This is a genomic window from Aliiroseovarius sp. S253 (assembly GCF_049800855.1).
Classification (GTDB): Bacteria; Pseudomonadota; Alphaproteobacteria; order Rhodobacterales; family Rhodobacteraceae; genus Aliiroseovarius.
Genome location: NZ_JBNAFW010000002.1, coordinates 252,083 through 265,581, shown reverse-complemented (window position 1 = coordinate 265,581; position 13,499 = coordinate 252,083). Strand labels below are relative to the sequence as shown.

Annotated in this window: 19 protein-coding genes; 6 read left to right on the top strand and 13 right to left on the bottom strand. The window is 56.7% G+C overall.

What is annotated here, in order from left to right:
* From ACP15F_RS12795 to ACP15F_RS12775, 5 genes are all read left to right on the top strand, one after another.
* Positions 1–957 (top strand): ABC transporter permease, encoded by a 957-nt coding sequence (locus ACP15F_RS12795; protein ID WP_424941219.1) that lies wholly within the window; start codon positions 1–3, stop codon positions 955–957.
* Positions 954–1,769 carry an ABC transporter permease gene (locus tag ACP15F_RS12790; protein WP_424941218.1) on the top strand — a complete coding sequence of 272 codons (816 nt, stop codon included), beginning with the start codon at positions 954–956 and terminating at the stop codon, positions 1,767–1,769. The genes ACP15F_RS12795 and ACP15F_RS12790 overlap by 4 nt, the downstream gene beginning before the upstream one ends.
* Positions 1,766–3,403, top strand: coding sequence for an ABC transporter ATP-binding protein (locus ACP15F_RS12785; protein ID WP_424941217.1), 1,638 nt, complete (start codon positions 1,766–1,768; stop codon positions 3,401–3,403). The genes ACP15F_RS12790 and ACP15F_RS12785 overlap by 4 nt, the downstream gene beginning before the upstream one ends.
* Positions 3,404–3,561: 158 nt before the next feature.
* Positions 3,562–4,398 (top strand): alkaline phosphatase family protein, encoded by an 837-nt coding sequence (locus ACP15F_RS12780; protein WP_424941216.1) that lies wholly within the window; start codon positions 3,562–3,564, stop codon positions 4,396–4,398.
* Positions 4,395–5,081 (top strand): fumarylacetoacetate hydrolase family protein, encoded by a 687-nt coding sequence (locus ACP15F_RS12775; protein WP_424941215.1) that lies wholly within the window; start codon positions 4,395–4,397, stop codon positions 5,079–5,081. The genes ACP15F_RS12780 and ACP15F_RS12775 overlap by 4 nt, the downstream gene beginning before the upstream one ends.
* A gap of 89 nt (positions 5,082–5,170) precedes the next feature.
* Here the strand turns inward: ACP15F_RS12775 and ACP15F_RS12770 are convergent, their stop codons facing one another.
* The 10 genes from ACP15F_RS12770 to ACP15F_RS12725 form a co-directional block, all read right to left on the bottom strand.
* Positions 5,171–5,824 (bottom strand): GntR family transcriptional regulator, encoded by a 654-nt coding sequence (locus ACP15F_RS12770; RefSeq protein ID WP_424941214.1) that lies wholly within the window; start codon positions 5,822–5,824, stop codon positions 5,171–5,173.
* A 97-nt stretch (positions 5,825–5,921) separates the two neighbouring features.
* Entirely contained in the window at positions 5,922–6,413 is a 492-nt protein-coding gene (locus tag ACP15F_RS12765; RefSeq protein WP_424941213.1) for a flagellar basal body-associated FliL family protein, read from the bottom strand.
* Positions 6,414–6,424: 11 nt separating this feature from the next.
* Complete coding sequence (flgH, locus tag ACP15F_RS12760) at positions 6,425–7,153, bottom strand: flagellar basal body L-ring protein FlgH (protein ID WP_424941212.1); 729 nt, start codon at positions 7,151–7,153, stop codon at positions 6,425–6,427.
* A gap of 12 nt (positions 7,154–7,165) precedes the next feature.
* Positions 7,166–7,600, bottom strand: a complete 435-nt coding sequence (flgA, locus tag ACP15F_RS12755) for a flagellar basal body P-ring formation chaperone FlgA (protein ID WP_424941211.1) — start codon at positions 7,598–7,600, stop codon at positions 7,166–7,168.
* Positions 7,600–8,385, bottom strand: a complete 786-nt coding sequence (flgG, locus tag ACP15F_RS12750) for a flagellar basal-body rod protein FlgG (protein WP_424941210.1) — start codon at positions 8,383–8,385, stop codon at positions 7,600–7,602. The genes flgA and flgG overlap by 1 nt, the downstream gene beginning before the upstream one ends.
* Before the next feature lie 12 nt (positions 8,386–8,397).
* Positions 8,398–9,117, bottom strand: coding sequence for a flagellar hook-basal body complex protein (locus ACP15F_RS12745; protein WP_424941209.1), 720 nt, complete (start codon positions 9,115–9,117; stop codon positions 8,398–8,400).
* 1 nt (position 9,118) lies between these two features.
* A complete protein-coding gene (locus tag ACP15F_RS12740) occupies positions 9,119–9,388 on the bottom strand; it encodes a flagellar biosynthetic protein FliQ (protein ID WP_133487000.1) in 270 nt (89 codons plus the stop codon).
* Positions 9,385–9,675 carry a flagellar hook-basal body complex protein FliE gene (gene fliE, locus ACP15F_RS12735; RefSeq protein ID WP_424941208.1) on the bottom strand — a complete coding sequence of 97 codons (291 nt, stop codon included), beginning with the start codon at positions 9,673–9,675 and terminating at the stop codon, positions 9,385–9,387. Before fliE ends, ACP15F_RS12740 begins: the two co-directional genes overlap by 4 nt.
* An 11-nt stretch (positions 9,676–9,686) precedes the next feature.
* Complete coding sequence (flgC, locus tag ACP15F_RS12730; protein WP_424941207.1) at positions 9,687–10,079, bottom strand: flagellar basal body rod protein FlgC; 393 nt, start codon at positions 10,077–10,079, stop codon at positions 9,687–9,689.
* Positions 10,080–10,085: 6 nt separating this feature from the next.
* Positions 10,086–10,478, bottom strand: coding sequence for a FlgB family protein (locus tag ACP15F_RS12725; RefSeq protein WP_424941206.1), 393 nt, complete (start codon positions 10,476–10,478; stop codon positions 10,086–10,088).
* A gap of 87 nt (positions 10,479–10,565) precedes the next feature.
* On the opposite strand from ACP15F_RS12725, the gene ACP15F_RS12720 reads away from it, so the two are divergent.
* On the top strand, positions 10,566–11,897 hold the full coding sequence (locus ACP15F_RS12720; protein WP_424941205.1) for a FliI/YscN family ATPase: 1,332 nt from the start codon (positions 10,566–10,568) through the stop codon (positions 11,895–11,897).
* Here ACP15F_RS12720 and ACP15F_RS12715 read toward each other — a convergent pair.
* The 3 genes from ACP15F_RS12715 to flaF are packed head-to-tail and all read right to left on the bottom strand — an operon-like array spanning position 11,894 to position 13,466.
* Positions 11,894–12,688, bottom strand: coding sequence for a DUF1217 domain-containing protein (locus ACP15F_RS12715; RefSeq protein ID WP_424941204.1), 795 nt, complete (start codon positions 12,686–12,688; stop codon positions 11,894–11,896). The genes ACP15F_RS12720 and ACP15F_RS12715 overlap by 4 nt on opposite strands.
* Positions 12,685–13,089, bottom strand: coding sequence for a flagellar biosynthesis repressor FlbT (gene flbT / locus ACP15F_RS12710; RefSeq protein WP_424941203.1), 405 nt, complete (start codon positions 13,087–13,089; stop codon positions 12,685–12,687). The genes ACP15F_RS12715 and flbT overlap by 4 nt, the downstream gene beginning before the upstream one ends.
* Positions 13,086–13,466, bottom strand: a complete 381-nt coding sequence (gene flaF / locus ACP15F_RS12705) for a flagellar biosynthesis regulator FlaF (protein ID WP_424941202.1) — start codon at positions 13,464–13,466, stop codon at positions 13,086–13,088. The genes flbT and flaF overlap by 4 nt, the downstream gene beginning before the upstream one ends.
* Positions 13,467–13,499 lie beyond the last annotated feature (33 nt).

Below are 13,499 nucleotides of genomic sequence, written 5' to 3'. Positions count from 1 at the left end.
ATGCATCCCGTCCTTAAACTGGTTGCTCAGCGCCTTGCGCTGAGCACCCTTCTGCTCCTCGCAGCTTCGGTGCTGATCTTTGCAGGCACCACCATCCTTCCGGGTGATGTCGCGCAGAACATCCTTGGACAATCCGCCACGCCCGAAAGCCTTGCCAACCTACGTAAAGAGCTGGGCATGGATCAGCCCGCTACCACACGCTATTTCAACTGGCTGTTCGGTGCTCTGCAGGGCGATCTTGGCACTGCCTTGACCAATGGGCGCGACATTGTCGACAGCCTTGGTGGGCGGTTGAAGAACACGCTGTTCTTGGCGTTCTGGGCTGCCGTCGTGGCCGTGCCGCTGGCCATTTTCCTTGGCCTGCTTGCCGTGCGCTATCGCGAACGTTGGCCCGACAAACTGATTTCAGCGGTGACTCTGGCGTCGATCTCGGTGCCTGAATTCCTGATCGGCTACGTGCTGATGTACTATGTCGGCGTTAAACTGGGCTGGGCGCCCACCGTGTCCACGATCTATGACAGCATGTCTCTGGGTGAGAAACTCAACGCCATTGCGTTGCCCGTGACTGTTCTGACCATGGTTGTGCTGGCGCATATGATGCGTATGACCCGCGCCGCCATTCTGAACGTAATGCAGTCGGCCTATATCGAAACGGCTGAACTGAAGGGCCTGACAAGCTTTCAGGTCATCGCCCGCCACGCTTTCCCGAACGCGATTGCGCCGGTTGTAAACGTGGTCATGCTGAACCTTGCTTACCTTGTCGTGGGCGTTGTGGTTGTCGAGGTGGTGTTCGTCTATCCCGGCATGGGCCAGTATCTGGTCGACCACGTGGCCAAACGTGACGTGCCCGTTGTGCAGGCCTGCGGTCTGATCTTCGCGGCGGTCTATATCGGATTGAACATGGTGGCTGACATCGTGTCGATCCTGGCGAACCCAAGGCTGAGGCATCCGAAATGATAAGAATACCTCCTGCGGCCTTGATCGGCCTGTTCTTCACTGGGCTTTACTTCTTCATGGCAATCTTTGCCCCGTTGATTGCGCCCTATTCGATGACCGAGATCGTCGGTGACGTTTGGGAGCCGTCCTCGTCCGAGCACTGGTTGGGGACCGACAACATTGGACGCGATCTGCTGACACGCATGATCTATGGTGGACGCACGACGATCTTTATCGCCACCGCCGCCACGATCCTCAGCTTCACGCTGGGCTCGATCCTTGGTTTTACCGCTGCCGTGGTTGGCGGTTGGGTCGATCAGCTGATGAGCCGCTTTGTCGACCTGATCATGTCCATCCCGACGCTGATCTTTGCGCTTGTCGTTCTGTCGGTTATGCCGGTGACGCTGCTCATCTTGATTTTGGTAATGGGTCTTCTGGACTCGACTCGTGTCTATCGTCTGGCCCGCGCTGTGGCGGTTGATATCAACGTCATGGATTTCGTTGAAGCCGCCAAACTGCGTGGCGAGGGACGTCGCTGGATCATCTTCCGCGAGATCCTGCCAAACGCCTTGTCTCCTCTGGTGGCCGAAATGGGCCTGCGTTTCATCTTTGCAGTGCTGTTCGTGTCGACGCTTTCGTTCCTTGGCCTTGGCGTACAACCGCCCAACGCTGACTGGGGCGGCATCGTGAAGGAAAACAAAGACGGCATCGTCTATGGCATACCGGCAGCGCTTGTGCCCGCCGTGGCCATCGCGACGCTGGCAATTTCCGTGAACCTTGTTGCCGACTGGGTGCTGAACCGCACCACCAGCCTGAAAGGAGGCCGCGGATGAGCGATACACTTCTGAAGGTCGAAAACCTGAAAATCGGCGCGCGGATCTATCCGCCCGGCGAGAAACCCCGAAACATCGATATTGTGCACGGCGTATCCTTCGAGTTGGAGAAGGGCAAAGTGCTGGGCCTGATCGGGGAATCGGGTGCTGGTAAATCCACCATCGGTCTGGCCTCGATGGCCTATGGACGGGGCGGGGTCGAGATCACCGGCGGCAAGGTCTGGGTCAATGGTCGCGAGATCCTGGGCACGAACCTGAAGGACCTGCGTAAACTGCGTGGAACCGAGGTGACGTATGTCAGCCAATCGGCTGCGGCCAGCTTCAACCCGGCGAAGAAGATCATGGAGCAGGTGATCGAAGCCTCGCTGCATCAGGGCAAGTTCTCGAAGAAAGAGGCCGAAGCCCGCGCAATCGAGCTGTTCACCAAGCTGGGTCTGCCGGATCCCGAGAACATCGGCGATCGCTATCCGCACCAGGTGTCTGGTGGTCAGCTACAGCGGTGCATGACGGCCTTGGCCCTGTGCCCCGAGCCCGATCTGGTGGTATTCGACGAACCCACAACGGCGCTGGATGTTACCACGCAGATCGACGTCCTGATGGCGATCAAGGAAGCCATTCGGGACACCGGGGTTGCAGCGCTCTATATCACGCATGACCTTGCGGTGGTTGCTCAGGTCTCGGACGAGATCATGGTGCTGCGCATGGGTGACATGGTTGAACATGGCACCACAGATCAGATCATCAATCACCCGGTCGAGGAATATACCCGCGATCTGGTGTCGGTCCGCTCCACCCAACACGATGGCAAGCCGCCCACGGACAATCCCGTATTGACCGTGGAAAATGTCACGGCGCGCTATAAGGGCACGAATTTCGACGTGTTGCATAATGTCACGATGGAGCTTCACCCGGGCCAGACCTTGGCCGTAGTGGGTGAATCCGGGTCGGGCAAGTCGACCACGGCCCGCGTGATCACTGGCCTGTTGCCTCCGCGCGAGGGTAAGATCCATTTTGATGGACGCGATCTGTCATCGGATCTGGAAGGGCGGTCGCGTGATGACCTGCGCGAGCTTCAGATGATCTATCAGATGGCTGACGTGGCCATGAACCCACGCCAGACCGTTGGGACGATCATCGGCCGTCCGCTTGAATTCTATTTCGGCATGCGCGGTGCGGAAAAGAAAAAGCGGATTCTGGAACTTCTGGAAGAAATCGAGATGGGTCCAGAGTTCATGGACCGCTATCCGGCAGAGCTTTCCGGCGGGCAGAAACAGCGTGTCTGTATCGCCCGTGCGCTGGCTGCCAAGCCCAAGGTCATCATCTGTGACGAGGTGACTTCAGCGCTGGATCCATTGGTTGCAGACGGCATTCTGAAGCTTCTGGAAAACCTTCAGAAGATCGAGAACGTCGCCTATCTGTTCATCACGCATGACCTTGCGACGGTGAAGGCCATCGCCGACAGCATCGCGGTGATGTATCAAGGGCGCGTCGTACGCTATGGCCCGAAAGCCGAGGTGTTGGCACCTCCGTTCGACGACTACACCGACCTGCTGCTCAGCTCTGTCCCCGAGATGCGTCTTGGTTGGCTGGAAGAGGTCGTGGGGAACCGCAAGATGGAAAGCGCCGGCAACTGATCGCCGGGCATCGAATGTACCGGGGGCGCTGAAATTGCGCCCCCGTTTTCTATTCGCCGGACCAAAACCGACCCATTCTGGCGCATCTGTTACATAATTCCGTGACGACCCGCGCCTAGTCTGACGCAACTCAACGCGCAATCTGGAAGGGCGCTGACATGGACAGAAAACTCCTGCTTCTCATCATCGACGGGGTGCCGCATCGCAACTGGCGCCGTTTGTTTGGCAACCTTGAAGGCTGGGTGCAATCGGGTGACGCGAAGCTGTTGAAGATGCGTGCAGTGCTGCCTTCGACTTCGGCCAGCTGCTATGCCTCGATCCACACAGGCGTGACCCCACAGGAGCATGGCTGCACGGGTAATCACGATGTCTTTCGCCTGTCGCATGATGATATCTTTAGCCAAGTTCGCAAGGCTGGCGGTGTGACAGGTGCCGTGACGCATTCCTTCTGGTCCGAGTTCTTCAACCGCGCACCTTTCGACGTGGTGCGGGATGTCGAATATGACGAGCCTGAAAGCACGTCGATCAACCACGGGCGTTTTCACACGATGACCGGCTATGGGTTGATCAACCAATGCACCCCGGCTGATGTCGATCTATTCGGCACGCTGACCAGGCTGTGTGAACGCAAAGGGATCGACTATGGCATTCTGCACACCTGCACGCTGGACAGCATGGGTCATCGATTTGGGCATGAATGCCATGAAATGGACGATGCGTGCTTCAAGATGGATGAACAGATGGCCCCCTTCATCAAGCGCTGGCGTGATCAGGGGTACGAGGTGATTGTCACTGCCGATCACGGCCAGACGGATCGCGGCCATCACGGGGGTCATGAAGACCTGCAACAAGACGTCGCGCTCTACTATTTCGGGGATGCAGAGGTGGTCGATGACAGCGATATTCTGTGCCAGACTCAGCTTGCGCCTACCGTTCTGTCACTGATGGGCGCACCGATTGCAGACACGATGAAAGGCAAGGTGTTCCTGAAATGACTTGGGCCATTCCCGCTCCCGCGCAACCGTTTCTTCCAATCGCTGGCTCGGACCAGAAATTTCCCGTACGTCGGATCTTCTGCGTCGGGCAGAACTATGCTGCCCACGCCCGCGAGATGGGATCGAACCCAGATCGGGAGCTGCCCTTTTTCTTTTCCAAGCCTGCAGACGCTTTGGTCGCGGACGGCGCGAGCATCCCGTATCCTCAGGGCACATCGAACCTGCATCACGAGGTCGAGCTGGTCGTGGCGCTTGGCAATGGCGGTGCGAACATTGCTGCCGATGCTGCTCTGGATCATGTCTGGGGCTATGCGGTTGGCAACGATCTGACGCGTCGCGATGTGCAAGCGGACGCGAAATCTAATGGGCGCCCTTGGGATATGGCCAAGGGGTTCGACCGATCGGCTCCCTGCGGCACACTGCATCCCGTTGCCGATGTGGGGCATTTCACCAAAGGCGCCATATCGCTAAGCGTAAATGGCGAGACGCGCCAGAACTCGGATATTTCCGATCTGATTTGGCCGGTTGCGGATGTGATCGCCTATCTTTCGACCTTGGTGGAACTCAGCGCTGGCGATCTGATTTTCACCGGAACACCAGAGAATGTCGGCCCCCTTCAGTCTGGCGATACCTGTGTGGCGCAGATCGACGGCCTAGGCAGTGTGATCACGCATATCCGATAAGATTGATCTTTCTGGGTATTTGCGCAGAAGACCAGTTTTCGATGCCAAGTCTGCAGGCTGAAACGTCGATCGCCGGGTGCAAGCACGCCTTACTTCAGATGGGTCATCAATTTGTCACGTGCTTCGACGATGTGTGTGAAGGTCAATTCAGCTGCCTTCTCAGCGTCACCAGCTTCGCAGGCTTCCTGGATCATTTGGTGATCATTGTTGGCTCGGATCATCCCATCGTCCATCATGATACGTGCCCGCAGATAACGATCAATCCGGTTTAGAGCATTGTCGATTGCTGCCATGTGATAGGTCAGGCCGCTGGCAGCATAGTGCGTTGCATGAAACTTCCGGTTTAGATCCCCCCATTCCGAAGAATCTGTCGATGTCGCCAACGCTTCGTAATGGCCACGTGCCGTACGCAAGGTATCGGCGCACATTTGCGGGACTGCCTGTGCGATGACATGAGGTTCCAGCAGGACGCGGAAATCGAAAATCTCGCTTACTTCATCCTGCGACAGTGACGATACGACGGCCCCTTTGTACCTTTGTGATGTCACCAATCCATGCTCTTCCAGTTTCAGAATGGCTTCTCGGACCGGGATGCGCGAAGTGTTGAACATCTTCGCAATTTCATCCTGCCTCAGCGGGGTGCCGTCCTCCAGTTCACCCTCCACGATGGCCTGTTTCAAAGCCCGAAAAATAATGGTGGTGGCTGACGCTGTTTTCGACACATCCACGGATTTTAACTGCATTCACTGGTCCCCCTTTTCCGCAGACTAACAACTTCGCTTTGCAGGTTGAAGTGTTTCAAACAAGTTGGTGATTTTGGGCAGATATGCCGATTAGAAACTAGATGTCCTGGCGCACTATATTTGTGACCAACACATCCTTTACCCCTGACCCCAGAATGGATTGCGCCACTTCAAGCAGGGCCATTCGCAGAGGGTCCAAACGGCTAGATTGTGTGAAGGTACCATCAAATCCACCCGTGTTGGCGTGGTTGAACATCACCTGAAGAAACTCGTCGCGCAGCTTGGGTTCGCGCTGGTAAACAGCTTCGCGCCCGCCCAGTTCGACCTCGATATTCAGCGACATCACCACCAGCGACGAGACGTTACCATCGGCAACGACAGGCACCACGAATTGGTTGTTCATCTTCACGAACTCGGTATCCGAAGGCGCGTTTTCGGTCGGATTTCCCGAGCTCTTCTGAGCGTCAGTATCGGTGTCGCCACAGGGATTTACCTCGACCAGATCGGGTTCGGGCTGAAGCATCATGCCCGCCCCAGCACCGATACCAAGACCAAGCAGGGCCAGGAAAATTGGAATGATCTTGCCCATTTGGAGCCCCTTTAGAACGGAAGTATAATGTCGGCGGCCTGCTGTCCGTAGCGGGGCTGTTGAACATCACTGATCTGGCCTCTCCCGCCATAGGAAATGCGGGCTGACGCGATCTTGTCATATGGAATCTCGTTTTGCCGCGAAATGTCCTCAGGCCGCACGAACCCAGTGACCAGAAGCTCGCGCAGTTCAAAGTTCACCCGCACTTCTTGCGTGCCCTGGATCTGCAACACGCCATTGGGTAGCGTGCCCAAGACCGTCGCAGCCACGCGCAGCTCCAACTTTTCGTTGCGCTTCACCGATCCATTTCCATTGAAGGAACTGTTTGACGACAGACCGACTGCATTTCCAAGGGATGCTCCTTCGGGCAAATCCTTGTCGATGGATTGCGGTAGCCCAAACAGGTTGGGAATGCCCATATCTTCGGACGCCCCCCGCGCGCGCGCCGAACTGTTCGAGAACTCGGCGCGGTCGTTGATTTCGATCACCACGGTCAGAATGTCGCCTGCCTGCTGGGCGCGTCGATCCCCTAAAAGCGATTGGCGCCCTCCGCTCCACAAAGACGAGCGGTCCACTGTGCCTTGTGGCGGGATGTCTTGCGGCAAGCCCGAAGCGTTCATAGCCAGATGCTCGGCGCTCATCTCAACCGGGTTTAACTCAGGTTCCTTTCCGATGTTTTCCACGCGGGAACAGGCGGTTACTGCCACAGTCAGGATGAGGAAGGACAGGATTGAACGCATAGTTTTACCTTATCAAAAGTGGTTGATTGTGTTGGAAACAATGACGTCTCCGGAGGGAGAGACCGACCCAGTGACTGTCGTACGTGAAGCCAGATTCATCACCGGTATCCTGTCCCCGATAGCACCACGGCCAAGGCTGCGGCCTTCGGTTAGGATGGTCATGGACCCGGCTTTGTAGACCAGCGTTACAATCTGGTTCCGATCGATCACGGCGGGTGGCCCGATGTCGTTGGGTAGAACCGGCCGACCGGCATAAAGCACCACGCGCGCCTCTTGTCCGATGACATCTCCAAGTAGCTGAAAGCCACCCGCGATTTCGGTGTCGACCAGTTTCACGTCTTGCGTTGATACGATCATGCCGGGCCTCAGGTTTCTGGCAGCAATGACCGTGTCGGCGGTGCAAGGCGTGGCGAGTATTGCCAACATCAGGGGAATGAAGCGTTTCATCAGCGCACCTGTGTGGTGGCCGCAAGCATCTGGTCCGCTGCGGTGATAACTTTTGAGTTCAGTTCGTACCCCCGCTGTGCGGCAATCAGTTCGGTGATTTCACGCACAGCGTCGACCGAGCTGTTTTCCAAATAGCCCTGCCGCAAGGTCCCGCGTCCGTCCTCGCCGGGTGCTCCAACAAAGGCGGGACCCGAGGCAGGCGTTTCGCGGAAGAGGTTTGACCCGATTGCCTCGAGCCCCTTGTCATTGGTGAAGCTGGCTAGGGTGAATGCGCCCATGAGCTCGGGTTCGACGGTATTGTCGAAATAGGCGTAGACTTCGCCATCCGCGTTGATCGAGATCTGGCGAGCATCGCTGGGAATGGTGATTTCCGGCGCGACTGAATAGCCGTCCGAGGTCACAATCAGCCCATCCCCAGACAGTTTCAGCCCGCCATCACGAGTATAGCCTGACGCGCCCGAGGGCAGAGTGACTTCAAGATACCCGCGACCTTCGATCGCAACATCCAGATCGCCGCCGGTTTGGGCCAGTGTCCCTTGCTGTACCATCATCGTGACCGAGGTCGGACGGACCCCCAGTCCAAGTTGGACGCCGGTTGGTAAAACTGTTCCATCTGCGGCATTGATCGTTCCCGCCCGCGTGGCCTGCTGATAATGCAGGTCTGCAAATTCGGCACGGCGCGTATTGTAGCCGGTGGTCGACATGTTCGCGAGGTTGTTCGAGATCGTTTCGACCCGCATTTGCTGGGCCAACATCCCGGTAGCTGCAATGTTCAGTGCGCGCATTTATGCCTCCTGTTATCCGATGACCGTTTTCGTGACCGAGCGGATGCGTTCATCCTCTTTCTCCATGAATTTCTGACCCAGCTCATAACTTCGCTGGACCTCGATCATGCGGGCGATCTCTGCGATGGGATCGACGTTAGATCCTTCGATAAACCCCTGCAGTATCGTGGCTTCGGTCAGGGCGGGCTCGATCCCACCGGGGGCTTCGAACCGAACGCCGTCACGGTGCTGAAGGTCGGTCTGTTCAACCGGGGTAAACAGCCCGATCAAGGCCAGCGCCCGTCCATCTGCTGACAGCGTCCCGTCGGCTGCCATCGATACAGCATTCGCATCAGGCGGGATGAACACCGGCGACCCACCGCCGTCTAGCAGGCGATAGCCGTCGGGGGTCACAAGCTCGCCCTCCGCCGATGGGGTAAAGACACCCGCGCGGGTAAGAAACTGGCCTGTCGGCCCGTCGAGTAAAAAGAACCCATCGCCCTCGATGGCGAAGTCGAACGTGCCGCCGGTTTGGGTCAGCGCGCCTTGCTCTAGGTTCAATGCGCGCGTGTTGGCAGTCGCCATGGAAAGCGAGGGATCGTCGCGCTCAAGCGCATGAATATACTCGGAAAAAATCACACCTTCGCGCCGAAATCCGGTGGTCGATGTGTTCGCAATGTTGTTGGCGATGCTCTGCATTTCGCGCATCAAGCCGGATTGCCGTGTCAGGGATGTATAGCCGATATTGTCCATCTCACCCTCCTGCGATCAAGGGCACGACGCGCAGCTGGAAAAAGCTGACCAGTGTTTCTGTCATGAACCCCATGCTGCCCCAGAAGACGACCAGAATGGCCACGAGTTTGGGGACAAATGTCAGGGTCATCTCTTGGATCGAGGTCAGCGCTTGGAACAGGCCAACGATCAGACCGGCAATCAACGCGACCGACAGAATGGGCAGCGAGATTAGAACTGCATCCCAAAGTCCCGCGCGCAGCGTGTCATAGAAGATAATCTCGTCCATCAGACCGGCATCCTTAGGATTTCCTGATAGGCCTCGACGACCTTGTCACGGACCGTGACGGCGGTTTCGACAGCCAATTCGGTTTGGGCCAGCGCCTGCACCAAGGCATGCGGATCGGCATCGCCAGATAGGGCAGCCATCGCTGTCCGTTCCCCGTTCCGCACGGTCTGAGCGAAGTCTTGCGCCACGCCCGCAAAATTGTTCACTTTTTGTTCAGTATTCGCCGTTGGCTGAGCCGCCTGACGGGAGGCCGCATATTGCTGCGATGCAAGTGTTGCGCGAATATCCATAATCTATCCTCCTACCGGCGCAGCAGGTCCAACAACCCGCGCGACATTTGGCGCGACTGATCGAACATTTTCAGGTTGGCTTCATAGCTCCGCTGCGCTTCGCGGGCGTCCGCAATCTCGATCACCAGGTCGACGTTGGAGCCTTGATAGTGACCGCTTTCATCCGCAAGTGGATGCGAGGGATCATAGATGCTGGGCAGGGTGGTCTTGTCCAGTTGGACACGTCCGGTTTCCACCATTCCGGTGGCCCGCCCGCCTTCAAGGGCCGCCTGAAAACTGACCATCTTTCTGCGATAGCCGGGGGTATCGACATTGGCGATATTTTCAGACACGTGACGCAGGCGATTGGCCTGACTTTGCATACCAGACGCGGCGGCCGCGACAGAATTTCTAAGATCACTCATGATCCGTTACCTCCGGCCCAACGAACTGCGCACGATGCCCAGCGTTGATTTGTAAACGGCCAGCGCCATATCGTGGTCTCGTTTGGCTTCGGCGGCCATCATCATCTCAGTCTCGAGTGATACCGAGTTCCCATTGGGAGACGTCGCGCCAGCGCGGTAAACAGAATCGCTTTCTAGATCCGACGACGTCGTGATTCCTGCGCCGAAATGCCCGTCGCGTGTGGCGCGCATTTGGTTAGTTTGGCTTGGCTGATATGCCTCGGCAAATGAGGGGATGTCGCGGGCGCGATACCCCGGCGTGTCCGCATTCGCCACATTCTGTGCGATTACGGATTGTCGGGCCGCGGCATGGAGCGCAAGGTCGTTCGCCTTGGCAAAAATAGTCAGTTTTTCAAACATCGGGGCTTCTCCCTCGATTGGCTTCAACCAAGGCTTAACCCTGATTCCTTTATAAACAGTTTCAATGAAAATTTTAGGAGAACGCCGATGCACAATGTTGGGTTCGAGCAGGTGTCTGCTGAAGTCACATCTCTACAAGTCGTACGGCCGATTGGTCGGGTGACTGGCATCCGACAAGGCGTGCTTGAGGTCGCCGGGTTGACCAAAACTGCAGCTCAGGCTGACCTCGTTGAAATTCGGCCCAGCACTGGAAAACCACGGATGGGCGAAGTTCTAGAGCTTGGGGAACATTCCATTTCGGTTCTGCCTGATGGGGATTGCGCAGGCCTTCAGATTGGGGATGAGGTTTTGCTGCTAGGGGGTACGTGTATTGCCCCAGATGACAGCTGGATCGGGCGTGTCGTAGATCCATTGGGGCGGAGTCTGGACGGGACGCCGATTCTGCAGGGATCCCAGCCACGCTCATTAAAAGGAGAGGTGCCGAACCCAACGGCGCGCCGACCATTGGGTGATCGACTTGAGACGGGAATGACGGTGTTCAATACATTTCTGCCGATTGTCAGTGGACAGCGTATCGGTCTGTTCGCAGGCTCTGGAGTTGGGAAATCTACTCTTCTGGCCAAACTGGCGCGGGGCGTGCATGCAGATGTGGTTGTGATTGCGTTAATCGGGGAACGGGGGCGCGAGGTGCGCGACTTTGTGGAGAGGGTGTTGGGCAAGGACGGGATGAAACGTGCGGTCGTCGTAGCTGCCACATCGGACCAGTCGCCCATGATGCGGCGGCGCTGTGCATGGATGGCTATGTCCGTGGCCGAACACTTTCGCGATTCTGGCCGACAGGTTTTGTTTCTGGCCGATAGTATTACTCGGTTCGCAGAGGCTCATCGCGAGGTTGTGCTTGCCGCGGGTGAGACTGGAAGTCTGCGCGGGTTTCCCCCGTCCACGACCCAACAGATTACATCGCTTTGTGAAAGGGCAGGCCCGGGTGTCGGGCATGCTGGAGACATCACGGCGGTCTTTTCGGTGCTTGTTGCAGGATCCGACATGGAAGAACCGGTGGCGGACATACTGCGAGGGGTTCTGGACGGTCATGTCGTCTTGGATCGGAAAATCGCAGAACGCGGGCGTTTTCCGGCAATAGATGTTTTGCGCTCGGTTTCGCGCGCTCTACCGGATGCCGCATCCGACGAGGAAAATGCGATCTTGCTGCAAGGCCGGAAGTTGCTGGGTTTATATGACCGCTCTGAAATGATGATTCAGGCCGGGCTCTATGCAGCAGGGGCAGATGCCATTCTTGATCATGCCGTTGAGGCTTGGCCAAAAATTGACGATTTCCTTGCCGCACCCGAAGTGGTGGATACGAGTGCCAGTTTTGAACGGTTGAGCCAGTGCATGAAGATAGAAGCCGGCTTGGGCTAAAAATTTTGCAACAATGTTAAGGCGATCGCGTTCGAGCTGAGTGCAGCCGTACCCTGCGCGATCTGAGAACGTGCCAAAAACAGTCTAGTCAGTTCATCCAGTCTTTCAGGGTCCGAGAACTGATCGACGCTTGAAGACCCAAAATAGCGCTCGGATTTTTCTTGGAAGATTTCAAGCTGTTTGTCGATATCGATGGTGCCGAAAGACGAGGGCAGACCCAACGCTGTTTCAAAGACCTGGCGAAGCGGCGGGTTGCCCATGACCGAATACCATTTCCCAGCATCGCTGGTGGATTTGTCGATGATATTGCCCAGATCACGTTCGAGGCTCATTGCCAGACGCATATCTCGGTCCTGGTTGCCGATCGCAACTTCGAATTCGCGTTCTTTATAGGCCTCAACTGTTCGGACGCCGAAATCTGATATTTGAGTACGTGGGATGTTGTAATCACCAAACCCAAATTCCTTCGCCATCTCAAAATAGCGCTTGTCCGAAAGCTTATTGGCCAACGCATCAGTATCCAACGTACCGTCTTCCAAAACTTTTCGAATGAAATAGGTGTTGTTGACGTCATCGATCAGCCCGTAAGCTCCGAGAGCAACAGACAGAAGACGACGATCGCTCACAAGCTGTTCGGCTGTGGCGATGTCGCCAATATTGTCTTGGAAGTATTGAACGTTGCGCTGGACGGCCGGGTTGCTTTCAAACGCTGATTGCTGGGCATCTTTTGTGCGCTGCAGAAAGGCCCAGCCGGCCGCGCCATTGAACGGTATGACCGGCTGAAAGCTCATGCGTAGCGGGCTGACAAAAGGCGTTCTTCGCGTGGCAGCAGGGCCCGGAGCTGCTTGAGCGACTGATAGAACTGGTTGTCGAGAACAGCGCCGGTCGCCTTGTCCAGAACCGAGCGGCTATCCGGGTCGGTCAAAACCTGACTCAGTTGCTCGATTCCGCGCAAGAGTTGCAACCGTCCTTCGTCCTGATCGGCGTCACCAGACAAGATCAACTGTGCGATATAACAGACGCGCCGAACGGGTGTGTTCACCTCTTCGGGGTGAATTGCGTCCTTCAAGCGCAGAATGTTGGCGTTCGGCGTCACAATAGAGAGGCGCGATCTGCGGTCACCGTTCTCGATTACCGCTCCGTTGATCAGGACACGTTCTTTTGGGCTGAGTTTCAGAACAAGGCCGCTCATGCTGGAACCCCCGTGCGACGCAGGCCACGCATGACTGCGGTGTTTATGTCTACCAATACCGAGGGATCTGCGTTGTCGCTTAGAACCTGCCGGGTATAGTCGGCGGTGAACTCGGCCAGATAAAATATGCGGGCACGCAGCTCTGCGGGCAAACCATTCGCATCTTCGGCGACATCCGCAGCAAGCAACGTCCATAGCTTGCGGTTGTCGTGAAGGGCTTGCGCCAGATCTGCAAAGACAGAAGTCTGTTTTTTCGCGTATTGATCCAAACGATGCGTGATCTGCGCGAAGAGCTCGTACTCTGTGCCTCGGTTGGTTTGAAGCGGTGTTCGGGACGAAGTGGCATAGGCCGTTTTGGCCATACTGATTGCGTTCACGGGGTTTCCTTCCGGTAACGAAATTTAAAAGGT